16 protein-coding genes are annotated in these 18,792 nt (G+C 55.4%); 10 read left to right on the top strand and 6 right to left on the bottom strand.

The features are described 5' to 3' along the window. Positions 1–37 precede the first annotated feature (37 nt). On the top strand, positions 38–1,897 hold the full coding sequence (locus AC5TBW_RS18445; protein ID WP_495509954.1) for a methyl-accepting chemotaxis protein: 1,860 nt from the start codon (positions 38–40) through the stop codon (positions 1,895–1,897). A 4-nt stretch (positions 1,898–1,901) separates the two neighbouring features. On the opposite strand, the gene AC5TBW_RS18450 is transcribed toward AC5TBW_RS18445, so the two are convergent. Beyond that, complete coding sequence (locus tag AC5TBW_RS18450; RefSeq protein ID WP_495509955.1) at positions 1,902–2,828, bottom strand: LysR family transcriptional regulator; 927 nt, start codon at positions 2,826–2,828, stop codon at positions 1,902–1,904. A gap of 180 nt (positions 2,829–3,008) precedes the next feature. Here AC5TBW_RS18450 and AC5TBW_RS18455 point away from each other — a divergent pair, with 180 nt between their 5' ends. Further along, positions 3,009–3,785 (top strand): ferredoxin--NADP reductase, encoded by a 777-nt coding sequence (locus tag AC5TBW_RS18455; RefSeq protein WP_008956562.1) that lies wholly within the window; start codon positions 3,009–3,011, stop codon positions 3,783–3,785. A gap of 98 nt (positions 3,786–3,883) precedes the next feature. On the opposite strand, the gene glnK is transcribed toward AC5TBW_RS18455, so the two are convergent. The 3 genes from glnK to AC5TBW_RS18470 all read right to left on the bottom strand — a co-directional run bounded on the left by glnK (position 3,884) and on the right by AC5TBW_RS18470 (position 6,016). Next, complete coding sequence (gene glnK / locus AC5TBW_RS18460; RefSeq protein WP_007112362.1) at positions 3,884–4,222, bottom strand: P-II family nitrogen regulator; 339 nt, start codon at positions 4,220–4,222, stop codon at positions 3,884–3,886. Between the two features lie 171 nt (positions 4,223–4,393). Beyond that, entirely contained in the window at positions 4,394–5,641 is a 1,248-nt protein-coding gene (locus tag AC5TBW_RS18465; protein WP_280105053.1) for an ammonium transporter, read from the bottom strand. 36 nt (positions 5,642–5,677) lie between these two features. Beyond that, entirely contained in the window at positions 5,678–6,016 is a 339-nt protein-coding gene (locus tag AC5TBW_RS18470) for a P-II family nitrogen regulator (protein WP_007112359.1), read from the bottom strand. Positions 6,017–6,375: 359 nt separating this feature from the next. Here AC5TBW_RS18470 and AC5TBW_RS18475 point away from each other — a divergent pair, with 359 nt between their 5' ends. The 5 genes from AC5TBW_RS18475 to AC5TBW_RS18495 all read left to right on the top strand — a co-directional run bounded on the left by AC5TBW_RS18475 (position 6,376) and on the right by AC5TBW_RS18495 (position 13,035). Beyond that, on the top strand, positions 6,376–6,717 hold the full coding sequence (locus tag AC5TBW_RS18475; protein ID WP_495509956.1) for an accessory factor UbiK family protein: 342 nt from the start codon (positions 6,376–6,378) through the stop codon (positions 6,715–6,717). Between the two features lie 388 nt (positions 6,718–7,105). After that, the gene (locus AC5TBW_RS18480) at positions 7,106–8,077 is read left to right on the top strand and encodes a helix-turn-helix transcriptional regulator (protein WP_495509957.1); all 972 of its coding nucleotides are present in this window, start codon (positions 7,106–7,108) and stop codon (positions 8,075–8,077) included. A 159-nt stretch (positions 8,078–8,236) separates the two neighbouring features. Beyond that, positions 8,237–10,354 (top strand): TonB-dependent siderophore receptor, encoded by a 2,118-nt coding sequence (locus AC5TBW_RS18485; protein WP_495509958.1) that lies wholly within the window; start codon positions 8,237–8,239, stop codon positions 10,352–10,354. Between the two features lie 158 nt (positions 10,355–10,512). Next, positions 10,513–11,412: an ABC transporter substrate-binding protein gene (locus AC5TBW_RS18490; RefSeq protein WP_495509959.1), complete on the top strand. Its 900-nt coding sequence runs from the start codon at positions 10,513–10,515 to the stop codon at positions 11,410–11,412. A 114-nt stretch (positions 11,413–11,526) separates the two neighbouring features. Beyond that, entirely contained in the window at positions 11,527–13,035 is a 1,509-nt protein-coding gene (locus tag AC5TBW_RS18495; RefSeq protein WP_495509960.1) for a YifB family Mg chelatase-like AAA ATPase, read from the top strand. 24 nt (positions 13,036–13,059) lie between these two features. Here the strand turns inward: AC5TBW_RS18495 and AC5TBW_RS18500 are convergent, their stop codons facing one another. After that, the gene (locus AC5TBW_RS18500) at positions 13,060–13,383 is read right to left on the bottom strand and encodes an NADPH-dependent FMN reductase (protein ID WP_495509961.1); all 324 of its coding nucleotides are present in this window, start codon (positions 13,381–13,383) and stop codon (positions 13,060–13,062) included. A gap of 119 nt (positions 13,384–13,502) precedes the next feature. On the opposite strand from AC5TBW_RS18500, the gene AC5TBW_RS18505 reads away from it, so the two are divergent. Beyond that, positions 13,503–14,813 (top strand): esterase-like activity of phytase family protein, encoded by a 1,311-nt coding sequence (locus AC5TBW_RS18505; RefSeq protein ID WP_495509962.1) that lies wholly within the window; start codon positions 13,503–13,505, stop codon positions 14,811–14,813. A 109-nt stretch (positions 14,814–14,922) separates the two neighbouring features. Here the strand turns inward: AC5TBW_RS18505 and AC5TBW_RS18510 are convergent, their stop codons facing one another. Further along, complete coding sequence (locus AC5TBW_RS18510) at positions 14,923–15,906, bottom strand: alpha/beta fold hydrolase (protein ID WP_495509963.1); 984 nt, start codon at positions 15,904–15,906, stop codon at positions 14,923–14,925. Positions 15,907–16,123: 217 nt separating this feature from the next. Between AC5TBW_RS18510 and AC5TBW_RS18515 the strand changes: the two genes are divergently transcribed. Then, a complete protein-coding gene (locus AC5TBW_RS18515) occupies positions 16,124–18,298 on the top strand; it encodes a malate synthase G (protein WP_495509964.1) in 2,175 nt (724 codons plus the stop codon). Positions 18,299–18,367: 69 nt separating this feature from the next. Continuing rightward, positions 18,368–18,784, top strand: coding sequence for a PaaI family thioesterase (locus AC5TBW_RS18520; protein WP_495509965.1), 417 nt, complete (start codon positions 18,368–18,370; stop codon positions 18,782–18,784). Positions 18,785–18,792 lie beyond the last annotated feature (8 nt).

An 18,792-nucleotide genomic window follows, 5' to 3' on the forward strand; every position in this document is an offset into this window, starting at 1 on the left:
CTGAGTACCGACATGCACTTTTACGTCGAGAGCGACCATGCTATCTACCCTCCGAGCACGTATCCTATTGGCCGCATTAGTGGCGATTACTCTCGCCTTAGTGGTGAACGGCATTGCCAGTTACACCACCGTAAAACACCATAATAGCCAGCAAATAACGCGCAATCTTAGCGCCGTGGTTAACGGTAATACGCAAGCTATTAACGAGTGGTTTAGCGCACGCTATACCATGCTTTCCAGCATGGGTGATGCAGCCAATAGCGATGACCCGCTCGAAGCACTTCGCCAACTGGCTGGCTCAGGCAGCTTTATGACGGCCTACATTGCTTACCCTTCCACACCAGACGCTATTTTTTCCGATGGCTGGCAACCGCCCAGCGATTACGACCCTCGCCAGCGCCCCTGGTTTCAAGGCGCAGCCGCAGCGCAAGAGACCATTATTACGGCACCTTACACAGATGCCCAAACGGGCGGACTGATCGTTACCTTTGCACGCCCTTTCTATCGTAATGGACAGCTGGCCGCCGTCATTGGTGCGGATATTACCATTGAGGATGTGATCGATATTGTAGCTGGCATTGCTCCGACGCCGTCCAGTTTTGGCTTTTTAACAACGGAAAACGGCACCCTGATCGCGCATCCTGACGCTGACATGACGCTCGAACCTTCCACACGTTTGAGCGATGAACTGACCAACACCCGGCTTAGCGAAATCGCCCAAGCCGATGAGCCCCAATCACTTTCACTGCAAAACAGCGATAAGTTACTAATGGGCAATAACGTGGGCGGTAGCAGTGGCTGGCAGTTGATTGTAGCGCTGGACGAACGCGAGGCGACGGCAGGTCTGCGTGGCATCGCCACGACATCGATAGTCACACTGCTGATTGTGGCCGCAATCACGGCGGTAGTCTTTGGTTTGCTGCTTTCACTGCTGTTGCGCCGTTTACTGGTTGCACGTAACGCAATGGATGACATCGCCTCCGGAGAAGGCGACTTAACCCAGCGTTTGCCTGAAGAGGGCAATGACGAGATCACACAAATTGCCAAGGCCTTCAACCGCTTTGTAAGCAAAATGGAAGCCGTATTGATCGATGTGCGCACCAGTAGTGAGTCGGTTCACCACGCGGCCAATGAGATCGCCATGGGCGGCCAGGATTTATCTCGGCGTACGGATAATGCCGCTGCTAGCCTGCAGCAAACGTCGGCATCGATCGAGGAAATCACCAGTACGGTTCAGCACACAGCGGCTTCCGCCAAAGAAGCCAACCAGCTTTCTCAAACTGCCTCTGAAGTGGCGAACGAAGGCGGAAAAGTCGTGGCGAATGTGGTGACCACCATGGAAGACATCACTCGCTCCTCGGATAAGATCGGTGAGATTGTCACCCTAATGAACAGTATTTCGTTTCAAACCAATCTACTGGCGCTTAATGCTTCGGTAGAAGCCGCCCGTGCTGGCGAGCATGGCCGGGGTTTTGCCGTGGTGGCCGATGAGGTACGCAAACTGGCCGGGCGCAGCAGCGATGCCGCCAACGATATCCAAAAACTGATCGAAGATTCACAAAGCCAAGTGAATAACGGCACCGCTTTGGTGCGTAATGCCGGAACCACCATGCAGAATATCGTCGCGCATATTACCCGCGTGACCGATGTTTTGGAGGAGATCAATGCGGCTACCAGCGAGCAGAGCGATGGCATCAATCAAGTCAACATCGCCGTGGCCGAGCTTGATCGTATGACTCAGGAAAACGCAGCCATGGTAGAAGAGTCGACGACCGCCGCCGAGCAGTTAAAAGAGCAGGCTGATCATCTGGCAGGCACGATTAGCAGCTTCAAGCTTTCTCAGCACCCGCCTGCGCCGCTTACATCAAGCTCGCCCAAGGCATTGACGTCGTTTTGAGGGATTAAGGAATCGGCGGTAGCGCAATATCGTCGCTACGCTTGGCTCCGGCGGTCATTTCACGACACAGGCGCAGGAACTCGCGCACGCCGGTGGTGAGGTATTTATGCCGGTGCCAAATAAACGTGAATTGACGCTTTAGATCCAACTCCGGCGTGGGCAGCGGTACCAAGCTGCCACGCCGGAAGGCATCGCGTAGGGCTAAGCGTGAAACACAGCCAATTCCCAACCCCGACTCAACGGCGCGCTTAATACCTTCCGTATGCTCCAGCTCCAGCAGGGTGTTAAACCGGCTGCGGCGGTGGCGGGCAGCGTGCTCCAGCGTCATGCGGGTGCCAGAGCCCTCTTCACGCATAATCCAGTCTTCTCGCAGCAACTGCTCAAGCTCAAGATGCTCGCGGCCTGCCAGTGGGTGGCGCGGTGAGCAAAACACGCACAGCTCATCTTCCACCCAGGGCTGGCTGATGATCATCTCATCGTCGCACTGTCCCTCAATCAAGCCTAAATCCAGCGAGTGCTGGCGCACGCCTTCGATAATATGGCGCGTATTGCGGACCGCCAGGCGCACACGGCTGCCGGGGTGACGCTGCATAAAGTCGCTGATGAGCAACGTGGCAAGGTAGTTACCAATGGTCAGCGTAGCCCCTACCTCCAGCGAGCCAACCCCTTTCTGACCACGTAGAAGTTCTTCAATCTCTTCACCGCGATCAAGCAGCGCCACCGCTTTGGGCAATAGCTGAAACCCCAGCGCGTTGAGCTTTAAGCGCTTGCCAATGCGGTCCAGCAGCTGACAATCGAACTGACGCTCCAGCTCGGCAAGCGCGGTACTGGTCGCTGACTGAGACATGGAGAGAGCCCGCGCTGCGTGGGAGACGCTCTCATGCTGGGCGACCGCTACAAAGACTTCCAACTGCCGCAAGGTATAGTGCATAGCGTCTGACCTATTTTTGATCTATATCTATTTTTCAGATAACCGTTATCAATATAATTTGCTTAACAGATATACCACCCTTTACTTAGACTTGCTGACAACATATTTAATCTTTTTTATTCTTTTAAAGAATATGCCCGATACGGCTTAGCGCCAACGTCGGCTAATGGAGAAAACGGCATGAGTAAGTTTGCTCTGGAAGAAGTGCTTAGCGTTCACCACTGGAACGATACCCTGTTCAGCTTTCGCACCACCCGCGAGCGCAGCCTACGCTTCAAAACCGGTCAGTTCGTGATGATTGGTTTGGAAGTGAATGGCAAACCGCTGATGCGCGCTTACTCCATTGCCAGTCCCAACTACGAGGATCATCTTGAATTCTTCAGCATCAAGGTGCCCGACGGCCCGTTGACCTCACGCCTACAGCACTTGAAAGTGGGCGATCAAATCATGGTCAGCCGCAAGCCTACCGGCACGCTGGTCACCGATGACCTGCTGCCTGGGCGCAACCTGTACATGCTTTCGACCGGTACTGGCCTGGCGCCGTTCATGAGCTTGATTCAAGACCCTGATGTCTATGAGCGCTATGAGAAAATCGTGCTGGTACACGGTGTGCGTGAAGTCTCTGAACTGGCTTACGCTGACTTCATCACCAAAGAGCTTCCCGCCCACGAGTACCTGGGTGAAGATATCACTGAAAAGCTGGTCTACTACCCGACCGTTACCCGGGAAGAGTTCCACACCATGGGACGCCTAACCGACCATATCCGGACGGGTAAACTGTTTGAAGATACCGGCTTGCCGCCCATCGACCCACGCCAGGATCGTGCGATGATCTGCGGCAGCCCCGCCATGCTTGACGACACCAGCGCGCTACTCGATGAGCTGGGTCTGAATATCTCACCCCGCATGGGCGAGCCCGGCGATTACGTCATTGAACGCGCTTTTGTCGAAAAGTAAGTGACATAGTAAGTAAACATACAGTCCTACACGCTAGTCACTAAAAACCCCCGCTAATCGGTTTGAGGATATAAACCGACTAGCGGGGGTTTTGTATTTTAAACGGCGTCTTTGCCCGTTTCGCCGGTACGGATACGAATCACCTGTTCCAACGGCATCACAAAAATTTTGCCGTCGCCGATTTTACCCGTGTTAGCTACCTGGGTGATGGCATCGATCACTTGCTCGGCCATGTCGTCGTCTACGGCGACTTCCAGTTTCACTTTGGGTAGGAAGTCCACCACATACTCAGCGCCACGATAAAGCTCGGTATGCCCTTTCTGGCGCCCAAATCCTTTCACTTCCGTCACCGTAATACCCTGCACGCCGATGTCGGAGAGCGACTCGCGCACATCGTCGAGCTTGAACGGCTTGATAATAGCTGTGATCAATTTCATTACCATATCCTCTAACTGGGTGGCCGTAATGGGGTCGGGTTGCACGGCGACTGGTAAGCCAACCGAGAACCGCTAACCACCAGCATACACCGCTATCGTCAGAGAATAAAAAAGCCTCCCACTTTAGGGGAGGCTATAAGGAGCACACCAGCTCAATGGGTTGGCATTAACTTATTTCTTAATACCAAATTCTGGGTAGGCTTCAAGACCACACTCAGCGATATCAACACCTTCGTACTCTTCTTCTTCGCTGACACGGATACCCATGATGGCTTTCAGGATGAGCCATACCACCAGACTTGCCAGGAAGACCCAACCGAAGATACCTGCAATACCGATGATTTGAGCACCGAATGAGGCGCCGTCATTGGTCAAAGGCACCGCCAGTACGCCCCAGATACCGACCACACCGTGCACAGAGATCGCACCGACCGGATCATCTAGCTTCAGCTTATCAAGGGTAACGATGGCAGCCACCACGATGATGCCACCTACTGCACCGATAATAGTGGCACCCAGTGCAGTCGGGGAGAGCGGATCAGCGGTAATGGCGACCAAACCCGCCAATGCACCGTTCAACGCCATGGTCAGGTCAGCTTTACGGAACCACAGTTTGGCCAGAATCAGCGCGGCAATGACACCACCCGCCGCTGCAGCGTTGGTATTTACAAACACTTGCGCCACGTTGTTAGCAGAATCGACGGCCGCCAGCTTGAGCTCGGAACCACCGTTGAAGCCGAACCAGCCCATCCACAGGATGAAGGTACCCAACGTTGCCAGCGGCATGTTGGCACCAGGAATGGCATGGATAGAACCATCTTTGCCGTATTTGCCTTTACGCGGTCCCAGTACGATGACGCCTGCAAGGGCTGCAGCTGCACCGGCAAGGTGCACAATGCCTGAGCCCGCATAGTCAGAGTAACCCACTTCAGACAACCAGCCACCACCCCAGGTCCAGTAACCAGACACCGGATAGATAAACGCGGTCATTACTACGGCAAACGCCAGGAAGGCCCACAGTTTCATACGCTCAGCCACGGCACCCGACACAATCGACATGGCGGTGGCGACGAACACTACCTGGAAGAAGAAGTCAGAACGCATGGAGTAGTAAGGGGCGTCATCACCACCGGCAGTCACCGCATCAACGCTGTTTTCAGCGCCAATCAGGAAGCCCAGATTGGGTAGGAAGCCGCCAGCGCTGCTGGAGTACATAATATAGTAGCCGACCAACAGGTACATGGTGCAGGCAATGGCAAACAGCGCAACGTTTTTGGTTAGAATTTCAGCGGTGTTTTTGGAGCGTACCAGGCCCGCCTCCAACATGGAGAAGCCAGCCGCCATCCACATGACGAGCACGCCGCAAATTAGGAAGTAGAACGTATCGAGCGCGTAGCTCAACTCTGTAAACTCATTCATTGTATGTTCCCCGTTTAATGTCTGGTTTAGCCGTGATTAGACGGCGTCAGCGCCGCGTTCGCCGGTGCGGATACGGATCACGTCTTCCAGTGGCGTAACAAACACTTTGCCGTCACCGATCTTGCCGCTATTGGCTGCGCTGCAGATCGCATCCAGCACACTCTCTAAACGAGCATCGTCGACGGCTACCTCAACCTTTACCTTGGGTAGAAAATCGACGACATACTCTGCGCCGCGATACAGTTCGGTATGCCCTTTCTGACGGCCAAAACCTTTCACTTCGGTAACCGTAATGCCCTGCACGCCGTTGTCGGCGAGTGCCTCACGAACGTCGTCGAGCTTGAATGGCTTGATGATAGCGGTGATGAGTTTCATCCCGGATCTCCCCTGCTGGATAAGTCCTGCTAGATTGGTAGCGACACTTGCCGCCAGAATAAGCACCTGAACCGATAATGCGCATACCGTGCCAGCTGATTTTTTTTGCTTAAAAGTCAGCCAATTAGCTGACATCCAATGACTATCAAAGCGCCCTCTATAACCAAACTCATCCTCATATCACGGCTATTGCACCAAAAAAGAGCATAAGAAAATGTAGCCTGCCCCATTTCAATGCAAAGCAAAGCCGCAGCAGGAAATGCACAAGGCGCATGCGAATTCGCCAACTGTTGCGTATCCTTACAGGTAAGCCGTTTTCATATGCGTACATTTAATTAGTTATTTAGGAGAGAGCAGCTATGGCGCCTCAAGACCGTATCAGCCGATTGGCCCAGCAGATTGGCGACCGTTTACAAAACGCCTCACAGGCACCGGAAGATATTCAAAAGGGTGTGCAGCAAGTCGTGCGTGGCGCCTTTGACCGCCTGGAGCTTGTCTCGAGAGAGGATTTCGATATTTTGATGGACGTATTACAGCGCACGCGTTCACGGGTGGAAGCGCTAGAGCGACAAGTTGCCAACCTGGAGGCCACTGTAGAAGCCTCCACTGCCCCTGCTGCTACACCGCTTGAAGCAGAAGTACCGCCAGTCCCTACTCCTGAGCCAAACAGCGACACGAGTGAAGACAACAAACCAAGCTAGCCGCTAGAGCATTAATAACTCAGGTACTTAGTATGAGTATCGGCAATAGAGAGCGATCATCTATTGCCGACCGCCCAAGACTTATTGCAGCGAAGCGCTCGGGCGATCGTTTTGCACAGCAAAAACACAAACACGAATCAATATCATTGACATTTTCCCCTCCAGTGTTATTTTCCTCTTACTAAACGCTTTCCATACTCCGCCAATCCAAATGAACTGGCTTACTCACTAAATTGATCGTTCAGAAGCACCAATATAGGTCAAGCCGGTGCCGACACCGCTGTTGAGTGGTATTTGCTAGCGCAGAACATTTCATCTCGATGAGATACCGCCCATGTCAGTGCGCCAATTTGATGCATTTGATTGAAGACGATAGTGCCACGACCTCATGAACACCCTCTCAGCTCATCCGTCTGCAGATCAGGCACCGCATATTCTTACCCCAAACTCGTTAGCGCAGCTGGGGTTACGTTTTGGGATCGATTACCGAGTTGAAGGCAGGTGCGCAGGTGTTGCCCCCGTCGCCCATGGCCGTGTTCACGATGTTAGCCTCTCCACGTCACTGCATCTAACGCTCTCGGATCTAAAGGTTGAGCGCACCTACTGGTCGGCTTCCCGCCAAACGCTGCCCTGGTTTATTAGCGTGGTGCTGGAAGGTCACATTACTGCCACGGTAGGCAACCAATGCCAGGCATTTTCAGCAGGTGATGGACTTTGCGCCCACTTTACTCCCCAGCACTCGCTTACGGTCTACCAACCCGCTCAATCTCGCTTACGCACCGTTAACCTAGCCGTGCTCGCCACAGCACCCAACGGCCTCCCCTCGACACCACAAGAGCCCTTGCTGCATCGCTGGCGGCTACCTGAAACGCTGATTACGCTGCTGCGTGCCACTATCGATCAACCGCCCAGCGCCTGCCGTCAGCCTCTGGTATGGCATGGGCTAGCACTCCAACTACTCGGCCATGGCCTGCCACCGAGCCAGTTGTCACCACTGACCATGCATTCCGCCAGCCAGCGACCAGGGGTTCGCTTGACCCCGCGCGAACGCAACTGCCTAACGCGCCTGCATCAACGCATTGTTGATGACCCCACCCAGCGCTACTGCTTAAACGACTTAGCCCGCGATGCCGCCATGAGTCCCAGCAGTCTGCGCCAGAAGTTTCGTGCCTGTTATGGCTACTCACTGTTTGATCACCTGCGCCAATGCCGCTTGGCTCAGGCGTATCGTGATTTACAGCGCGGCTACAGCGTGCAGCAAGCCGCTCACGCCAGTGGCTATCGCCACGCTACTAATTTTGCCACCGCTTTTAAACGAGCCTTTGGCATCGCACCCCATGCAGTGCTCAACCGAGGCTGAGTGGCTGCACTGTGCTGAACGCAATGCGTTCCTTAGAGAGTGCTTTCTTGGCAGTACGCATAGCTGCTTTGTCATCGCGCATACCTTTTTAGCACCATTAAGCGCAATAATTCTCATTAACAACTTAGTTAATCAATTTTTTGCGCAGGTATTCACGCCATGTACGCCTCCTATAGCCGCTTCCCACTTCACTATTTTTCACGCACGCCGCTCAGTGCGGCCATCATCGCCGCCCTGTGGGCATCTCCCCTGTATGCCCAAGAGAGCACTGAGCTAGGCACTGTCACAGTCACCGCTCAACAGGCAGCGACTAAAGTGGAAACGCCGTTTATTGAAACACCCCAGAGCGTTTCCACGATTACCCGCGAGCAGATGGATAATCGCGGTGTGGATACCGTTCAGCGGGCCACCGACTACACACCGGGTGTCTACAGCAATCAAATTGGCGCCTCCAACCGTTTCGATTACCTGGTACTGCGCGGGTTTTCTGACGGCAGCTTGAGCAATACCTTTCTAGATGGTTTAAAGGTCATGGGCGATGCCAACTCCCATAGCAGCATGCGCATTGATCCATGGTTTCTGGAAAGCATCGAAGTGGTGCGCGGGCCCGCCTCGGTACTCTATGGCCGCGCTTCCCCTGGTGGGGTGGTGGCCCTGAACAGCAAGCGACCAGAGTTTGAACAGGGCGGTGAGCTGCGTTTTCGAGTGGGTAATAATCACCAACGCAGCGCCGCTTTTGACCTCACCGGGCCGATTGGCGAAGAGCAGCGGATGGCCTTTCGCCTGACCGGCATAGCCAGCGCCGCGGATACCCAGTTTGGCCCGGCAGAAGAGCAGCGCTACGCCATAGCACCCCGGCTCACCTGGGATATCACTGACGACACCAGTTTAACCGTAGAGGCGTATCTTCAGGATGAACCGGAAGGCGGCTACCACTCCGGCGTACCCTATAAAGGAGCCGTGGTCACCCATAATGGCCGCAAGATCAGTAACAACTTCTTTGACGGTGAAGAGGACTACAACGCTTACGAGCGCACCCAACGTATGTTCGGCTACGCACTTGAGCACCACTTCAACGACCAGGTGACCGGCCGCCAACTGATGCGCTACCTCAATTCCGACGTGGTACTCAATCAGGTCTACGGCTATGGCTGGACGTCTCCGACCTCTGATGAACTCACCCGTTACTACTCCGGCAGCGATGAGTCGCTGGAAGCCTGGACACTCGACAACCAGTTAGAAGCCAACGTTAGCAGCGGCTTTATGGATCACACGCTGCTGTTCGGGGTGGATTACCAACAGCGGGAAAACGATGTGTCATGGCCTTCGGGATATTTCCCGCCGCTCAATGCGTTTGACCCGGTATATGGTAGCGATCCCATCGAATTTTACGCCCCAGTGCGCGAACGCCATGAGATCGACCAGACCGGAGTTTACCTGCAAGACCAAATCGCCCTCGATAACTGGCGCTTCACCCTGGGAGGCCGCTACGACTGGGTGAATATCGACAATACCAACCGCGATAGCGGGGATACCAGCTCCCTCAGCGACACCCAGTTCAGTGGCCGCGCCGGGGTGGTCTACCTATTCGATAACGGCGTAGCGCCCTACCTGAGCTACTCCACCGCGTTCACCCCCACCAGCTTCGTGGATGAAAGCGGTGATCTGCTACAGCCCATGGAAGGCGAACAGTGGGAAACCGGCGTCAAATACCAGCCTAACGGCAGCACCAGCCAGTACAGCGCAGCGCTGTTCCATATCAGCCAGGAGAACGTTGCCACCAAAGAGCAGCCCACCGACCCTTACCGCGCCGTAGGTGAAATCGAATCCCAGGGACTGGAACTGGAAGCGCAAACCCAGCTAACGGAGACCCTCTCGCTGCAGGCGGGCTATAGCTTCACCGATATCACCTACGCCAAAAGCGATGACGGTAACCAGGGCAATAACGCGATTTACTCACCCCGGCACCAGGTTCAACTGTGGGGGCATTACAAAGCCAACGATGGCTGGCTGAACGGCTTGGATATGGGTGTTGGCGTACGTCACTACGCGGATATCGCCGCAGACCGGGCCAACACCGAAACCGTGCCCGACTATACCCTGGTCGATGCCACCATTGGTTACGACCTCAGCCAGCTTGGCGTTGCAGGGGTCGAAACGCGCTTAAACGTGAACAACCTGCTAGATAAAGAGTACGTGGCTTCCTGTAACTCCCTGGAGTACTGCTACTTCGGCGCCGAGCGGGGCATCACCGCTAGCGTCCACTACCGATTCTAAGCTTCTGTTCTAAGCCCTTGCCTAAGTTTCGAGGAGTAATCGTGAGCAACTCTGCCCAGGCCAACGCGCCTGGGCATTTTTCCTTGAAGCTAGGTTTGCAAACAATAAATATTATCGTTTAAATACAGCTCTTATTTTTCGGATGGCCTCTCATCACCATGCGCCACACCACCGCGCTCTCAAGACTCACACGCTTCGGGCTGTTCGCCGTCTGCTTAATGGCCTTTTCAACTGCCCAGGCCCAGTGGGCAGCGGTTGACTGGACGATAGCCGAAACCTTGCTGGCGATTGACGCACCTGTCAGCAGCGTCGCCCAGCAGAGTGACTACCACCAGTGGGTGGGTGAGCCTCGTATCCCCGAGAGTGCCACCGATATGGGGCTACGTACCCAGCCCAACTTTGAGCTACTGGCACAAGTGCCGCCAGAGCAGACGCTTATTTCACCCATGTTTGCGGGTTTGACGCCACGCCTTGAGCGAATCGCACCGGTCACTTCGTTCGCGCTCTACTCCCCCGGCACCGATACCTGGGAGGAGATGCAAACCCTCACTCGCCAGCTAGGCGAGTTAACCGAGCACCAGCCCCAAGCAGAAGAGCTAATTAACGACACCCAAGCCTTGATGACTAGCCTGCGCGAATCCAGCCCTCTCTCACAGTCAAAAATCGCGCCGCTACTCATGATTCAGTTTATGGATGCCCGCCACGTGCGGGTGTTTGGGGACAACAGCTTGTACAACGCCGTGCTGGAGCAGCTCGACCTCCCCAATGCCTGGGATCAACCCACCAATGCCTGGGGATTTGCGTTGGTAGGGGTTGAAGCGTTGGCGCGTTACCCGGAGGCAGCGCTGGTGATTATCGACCCATTGCCCGCTGGGGTTGAAGAGCAGCTGGCCAAAAGCGGCCTATGGCAGCATCTTCCCAGTGTCAAAAACGACAGGCTGCTGCGCCTGCCACCGGTATGGAGTTTCGGCGCGCTCCCCTCCGCCCAACGCTTTGCCCGGGAACTGACCAAGGCGCTAGCCTCAGCGCATGTAGTGAGCTCCCCCTCGAATGATTAGCAAGTTCTAAGACTACCAAAGCGTTCTTAATTACGTTAGTTTAATTACTTAAGATAACGTAGGTTTCGCCAAGCATTAGCTTAAGGCCATACGAAAAATCAGCGAGGGAATGCAATGACGCTAGCCATTGTCGCCACGCGGGCAGGCGTGGGTTTGGACGCACCCGCGGTGCATGTTGAAGTGCATCTGGCTAATGGCTTGCCGGGCCTGACATTAGTGGGCTTACCCGAAACCGCCGTTAAAGAGAGCCGTGAACGGGTGCGCAGCGCATTGGTCAATGCGGGCTTTGATTTCCCTAATACGCGCCGTATTACCTTAAACCTCGCCCCCGCCGATCTTCCCAAAGAGGGTGGTCGCTTTGATCTACCCATCGCACTGGGCATTCTGGCCGCCTCCGGGCAAATTCCGGTAGAAGCGCTAGAGGACATGGAGTGTGCTGGTGAGCTGGCCCTGGATGGCAAGCTGCGCGCGGTGCCGGGAATACTGCCGTTTGCGCTGGCCACTCGGCGAGCAAAAAAAGCGCTGATTATTCCCCGCGACTGTGCCGATGAAGCTGCCCTGGCGGGCGACCTGCCGGTGCTGCCTGCCGACACTCTCTGGCAGGTCGTGGCGCACTTGCTCGATCAAGAGAAGATTCCCCCGCACAAGCTCAGCGCTTCGGTAAAAACCACCGCCCCGGTAGATGACCTTGCCGATGTGCGCGGCCAGCAGCAGGCGCGCCGCGCACTGGAAGTCGCCGCGGCCGGTGGTCATAACCTTCTCTTCGCTGGCCCACCCGGCACCGGTAAAACCATGCTGGCCAGCCGCCTGCCGGGCATTCTGCCGCCGCTTTCCGAGGAGGATGCCCTGGAAGTCGCCGCCGTGCGATCAGTTTGCGGGCTAGCGTTGGAAGCCGATTGGGGCAAAAGGCCGTTTCGCCAGCCCCATCACAGTGCCAGCGCGGCAGCGTTAGTTGGCGGGGGCTCAAAACCCAAGCCCGGCGAAATCTCACTCGCTCATCATGGTGTACTGTTTTTAGATGAACTGCCCGAGTTTTCCCGCCATGTATTAGAGGTACTGCGCCAGCCGCTGGAAACAGGAGAAATTCATTTAGCCCGCGCTAGCCATGAACGCCGTTATCCAGCGCAGTTTCAGCTAGTGGCTGCCATGAATCCTTGCCCCTGCGGTCACTTGGGCGACCCACGCCAGCGCTGCCAGTGTACCGCCAGCCAAATCCAGCGTTATCAAGCACGGCTTTCCGGGCCCCTCTTAGACCGTATCGACCTACAGGTAGAAGTCCCTGCGCTGCCGCCCGAACAGCTCACCGCGCAAACCCAAGGCGAATCATCGGAAGCTGTTCGTGAAAGAGTAATGGCCGCCCGGGAACGCCAAATGGCCCGCGGCGCGCTGAATAGCCAGTTAAGCGGTAAAGCCCTGGAAGCCGCCTGCGCACTTAACGATGAAGAGCGCGCCTGGCTGGCGGGCGTGCTCGAAAAGCTCAAGCTCTCTGCCCGCGCCTATCACCGCGTACTGCGTGTGGCCCTGACACTAGCCGACCTAGAGGGCGCTCCTAAGCCCACCCAGCCGCACCTTATTGAAGCGATTGGCTACCGGCAGTTAGATCGGATGTTGAAAGGGGCGTAAGCCCCCCCGAAAGTCACTGAACGGTTAGCGGGTGGCTGCCAGTGAGTCCACTAGGCGTTGACACAGCGCATCAAGCTTTTGCCCCGTGGTTTCATCGTGTAACTCGCCACGATCATTGAAGGCGCTGCCCGCTTTCGCCAGCGACAATGGCTGTGGCAGCACGACCAGCCCCAGATTGGCTAACAGTTGCTGACCAAGGGGCAGCGCACGGATGCCACCTAGCCCACCAGGGGAAGCCGCCACCAGCGCTGCCCACTTACCGGCAAATAACCCAAGCCCCGGCGTATCCTGGTAGGGTCGTGACAGCCAGTCCAGCGTGTTTTCAGCAATGCATTTTTTGCTAATCAACGGCTTGGTCTTTAGCTGCCATTAAAACGTCTACGTAGTGTCATTCAATTATCACTATTGCCGAGGAAAATTAGCGAAAGCTGAAACAGCTCTGACCCCTCTTAAATGGTGAAATAGCGATGATAAAGCCAGTATTAACCACTGCTCTTACTCTCTTTGCATTTACCGGTGTGGCACACGCCCAGCAGGTCTTTCCAGCTACATTGTCCGGCCATGCCCAGCTACCCGGCAGCACCTTTGTGGCGGCTCCTGCCGGTGCCGCTGAGCACTACAACGTCTCCGGCCGTTTTACTGGCCAAGAGGGCCGCGTTGAGCAGCTGTATACGAACATGCAAGCCACGGGCTTAGCGCTACCCTTCCCCAGCCAGCCTCTGCAGGGTTTTTCAGGTATTCGCTCACTTGGCGATGACCGTTTCTTGGTATTAACCGATAACGGCTTTGGCTCCAAAGCGAACTCCTCTGACGTCATTTTGATGTTTAACATCGTAAAGACTGACTGGGACACTGGGCGCGTCATCATCGAAGAAACCGTTCAACTATCGGATCCAAACCGCAAGGTGCCCTTCCCGATTATGAATGAAGCTACGCCTGGTCGTTTTTTAACCGGGGCTGATTTCGATATTGAATCGATACAGCCGGTGGGTGATAACTACTGGATTGGCGATGAGTTCGGCCCCTGGATTATCCAGGTCGATAGTGCGGGCGAAGTGCTGCAAGTGCTGGCCACCAACCCTGATGGGACGCTGATGCGCTCACCCGACAATGCTTTTGCCCTCAGCCCGAACCCTGGCGCGCCTCTCGCTGATGAAGTGGTGGTGTTTCGCTCCGGAGGCTACGAGGGCATGGCGCTCTCCGAAGACCAAACCACCCTTTACCCTTTATTGGAAAAGCCAGTCTGGGACAGCAACGCCAACGCCCCGGAAACCATTGATGGCACTCCCGTATTAAGAATGTTCGAGCTCGATACTGAAACCGGCGAATGGGGCGACACAACCCGCTACTACCCCTTGGCGTCAGCGGATCATGCGATTGGCGATTTCAATCTCATTGGCGGAACTCGCGGCTTGATCATTGAGCGTGATAGCCGTCAGGGCGATCCGCGAGAAGAGTGGGCAGACAATCCTGCCGAGTTCAAACGCATCTATCTCGTCGATCTCAACCGCACAAATGAGCAGGGCGTACTTGAGAAAATCGCCTATATCGACCTTATGGATATCCAGGATCCAGACGGCATTGCTCCACGCGGCACGATCAACGGCACCTTTAATTTCCCCTTTGTGACCATTGAGAACGTGGATCGTGTCGATGAGAGCACCATCGTGGTCGCCAATGACAACAACTACCCTTTCTCGATTGGTCGCCAGCAAGGCCACGCCGATGATAATGAGCTAATACTGCTCGATGTAGAAGACTTCCTGAACGCCCAGTAAGGCAAGTAAGTGTTTACATAGAAAAGTAAAAGCACTGAATAAATCCGTAGCGGAATTTATTCAGTGCTCGAGACGTTAGGGGCTATCTCACCAACGTGTTTTATAAAAACTATTTACTAACATTATCGACAAAACCATCTACAAACCCATCCAGCGCTTCAAACAGCACTTCCCGAATGGGATCTGCCTCATTCACCAAGTGGTGACGAGCTTCCGGGTGGCGATGAATTTCGGCATTGGGAAATTTCTTTGCCAAGATCGCTAAATTCCACTCCCAATCGACGGTCAAGTCCTGCTCGCCCTGGAGTATCAGGGTAGGCAGCAGGTTGGGCTCCTGCGCCAGCAAGCGAGGCATCCAGCGACGCATGGCGCTCACCCAGGCAACGCTTAGGCGCTCGGGCTGCAGCGGGTCACCCTCACGTAGAAACTCGGTGAACTGCTCATCGGTAGAGTTGGAGCGGTATTTACGCGGCAGCGCTTTTACAAACGGGCTGGCGATCAGGTGTAGCCAGCTGGTTTGGCTCCAGCCCCAAGGCCGCACCAGGGGTGCGAGCAGCACTAAACCTGCCCAACCAGCGGCCTCACGGCGGGTGAGCGCATCCGTGGCCAGAATGGCGCCGCCGGTACTTTGCCCTACCCCTAACCACGGCGCAGGCGCCATGCCTTGGCTCTTCAGAATGATCTGCAAATGGGTCAGGCAGTGCTGATAGTCATCAAAATCTTCTATTTCTGCCCGCGCTCCGCTGGAAAGGCCGTGACCGGGAAGATCCCACAGCACTACCCGCCAGCCTTTCGCCAGCAGGCGCTTTAATAGATGACGGTACAGCCCCATATGATCAAAGTAACCGTGCACGACAAAAGCAGTGCCCACCGGCTGAGGAGGACTCCACACTTGGCACCAGAGCGCAAAGCGTCCAGTATCAATAAAGCCTGCGTGTACTTCACTGGTTTCGAGTAGCAGCGCTTCCAGACCGTAGTGCTGAAAGTAGTCCTGCATGGCGTCTGTCAATATTTCCCCAGGCAGCAGACGGCTAAGGGCGGTCTCGCCCGAGGCATGGCGAAACAAGCCTTCCAAGTGTTGGAAATCACGCATCGTTGTTTCTCCATAACGCCATTTTCCATTGACCTAGACGCGGCTGATGAGTCGCGTTCCCGAAATCTACTTGCTAGTCATTTGGTCGAGCATTTTACCGCTTTAGGGTCTACGCTGTTTACATGCCCGAGCAGGTGTGGAATTATTTTCCATAAATACATTTTACTCTGACCGTGGCAAACTAATTTTTCACGGGCATCCTCACAGGAGATACCCCATGAGTGAGCGTATCACGCGCCACCGTTTACAGGTGGCAGCCGACTTAGATCGTTTTATCAATGAGCAGGCGTTACCGGGAACAGGCGTTGACGAAAATGCCTTTTGGGCCGGTGTGGATGCTCTGTTTCACGATTTGACTCCTAAAAACCGTCAATTGCTGGAAGAGCGCGACACACTGCAAGAACAGCTCGACGTTTGGCATCGGGAAAACCCCGGCCCTGTTACCGATATGCCCGGTTACCGTCGCTTCTTGAAAGAGGTCGGTTACTTAGCGCAGGCTCCGGCAAACGTCAAAGCAACCACGGCCAACGTTGACCGTGAGGTGGCCGTTCAAGCAGGGCCTCAGTTGGTCGTACCGGTAAGCAATGCCCGCTACGCACTGAACGCAGCTAACGCGCGCTGGGGCAGCCTTTACGATGCTCTCTACGGCACCGATGCCATTTCAGAAGACGATGGCGCTGAGAAAGGCACCAGCTTCAATCCAAAACGCGGCGCCAAAGTGATTGCCTACGCTCGTGGCGTGCTTGACCGCGCGGCACCGCTGGCCACTGGCTCGCACCGTGATGCGGTGAAATACGCCATTCGTGATGAGCACTTGGTCGTCACCCTGGAAGGTGGTCGTGAGACAGGCCTGAAGGATGCCGGCAAGCTGATCGGTTTCACCGGCGAAACAGCCAAACCCGACGCCATTCTGCTGGGCAACAATGGCCTACACCTGGAAATCCAGATCGATCCCAGCGACTCAATCGGCAAGACCGACCCGGCGGGCGTTAAAGATGTCGTGGTTGAAGCCGCACTGACCGCCATCATGGATTGTGAAGACTCCGTTGCCGCCGTGGATTCAGAAGATAAGGTCGGTGTTTACAGCAACTGGCTCGGCCTGATGAAGGGCGATCTGGAAGAGAAGATCGAGAAAGGCGACAAAACCTTTACCCGTAAGCTCAACGCTGACCGCACCTGGCAAACCAGCGATGGCGGTAGCGTCACACTGCCCGGCCGTTCGCTGATGTTCATTCGCAATGTGGGTCACTTGATGACCACGCCAGCGATTCTGGATGAGAATGGCAACGAGCTGCCAGAAGGTATCTTGGATGCTGTGGTTACCTCGCTGCTGGCACTGCACGATCTGAAAAAAGACGCTAGTCAGCCGCGTAACTCGCGCACCGGCTCTGTGTATATCGTGAAGCCGAAAATGCACGGTCCTAAAGAAGTCGCCTTCGCCAACGAACTGTTTGGTCGCGTCGAAGACATTTTAGGCATGAGCCGCGATACCCTGAAAATGGGTATCATGGATGAAGAGCGCCGCACCACCGTCAATCTCAAGGCGTGTATTGCGGAAGCCGCTTCCCGCGTAGCATTCATCAACACGGGCTTCCTCGACCGTACCGGCGATGAAATGCATACCGCCATGGAAGCAGGCCCCATGGTTCGCAAGGGCGATATGAAGAGCGCTGCGTGGATCCAGGCGTATGAGAAGAGCAACGTACAAGTCGGCCTTGCTTGCGGCCTACGTGGACGCGCTCAGATCGGCAAAGGCATGTGGGCCATGCCTGACCTGATGCATAACATGCTGGAGCAGAAAATCGGCCACCCGAAAGCCGGTGCCAATACCGCTTGGGTACCTTCGCCGACGGCTGCCGCGCTTCACGCGCTGCACTACCATCAAGTTAACGTCACCGATGTTCAGCGCGAGCTGGAAGAGTTGGGTGAGCCCGATTACCTGGATGATCTACTCACCGTGCCGGTGGCTGAAAATGCTAACTGGTCGGATGAAGAGAAGCAGCAGGAGCTGGACAACAACTGCCAGGGTATTCTGGGCTACGTAGTCCGCTGGGTAGAGCACGGGGTGGGCTGTTCGAAAGTACCGGACATCCACAACGTTGGCCTAATGGAAGACCGCGCGACGCTACGTATCTCCAGCCAGCACATCGCTAACTGGCTGCACCACGGCATTGTCGATGCACCCCGCGTGGAAGAGACCCTCAAGCGCATGGCAAAAGTGGTCGATGAGCAGAACGCAGGCGACCCGACTTATACGGCCATGAGCGCCGACTTTGAAGATTCTACTGCTTTCAAAGCTGCCTCTGACCTGATCTTCAAAGGTCGCGTGCAGCCTTCTGGCTACACCGAGCCGCTACTGCACAAGTGGCGTCAGGTGCATAAGGCGAAGTAAACGCATTTTATGGTGTAATCAGCCTCGAGGCGCAAGCCTCGGGGCTTTTTTATATAAAGGATAACAACCATGACCGTGATGACTGCCGAGCAAATTGAATATTTCCTGGATGAGGTGTTCCCCCAGCGAATGGGCAAAATTGAATGCGTGGGTGAGATGAGTGCCACTATGCGCCTGAAGGTTGGCCACGAGCATCTGCGCCCTGGCCCGCGGGTTTCCGGGCCCACCATGATGGGGTTTGCGGATGTCGCCATGTACGTCGCTATTTTGGCGCAAATCGGCCCGGAGGCGATGGCCGTGACCAGCGATTTAAACTGCCACTTCCTCCGCGCGGCTTCCGGCGATCACGACATTATCGCCCACGCCAAGTTAATCAAGCTCGGCCGCCGCCTAGCCGTGGGCGAAGTACAAATCTACTCAGCCAGCGATGACATACGCCCAGTGGTGCATGTCACCGCCAGCTATGCGTTACCAGAAAAGTCTTAAGCGGCCGT

The organism is Vreelandella sp. ssv (assembly GCF_059448525.1).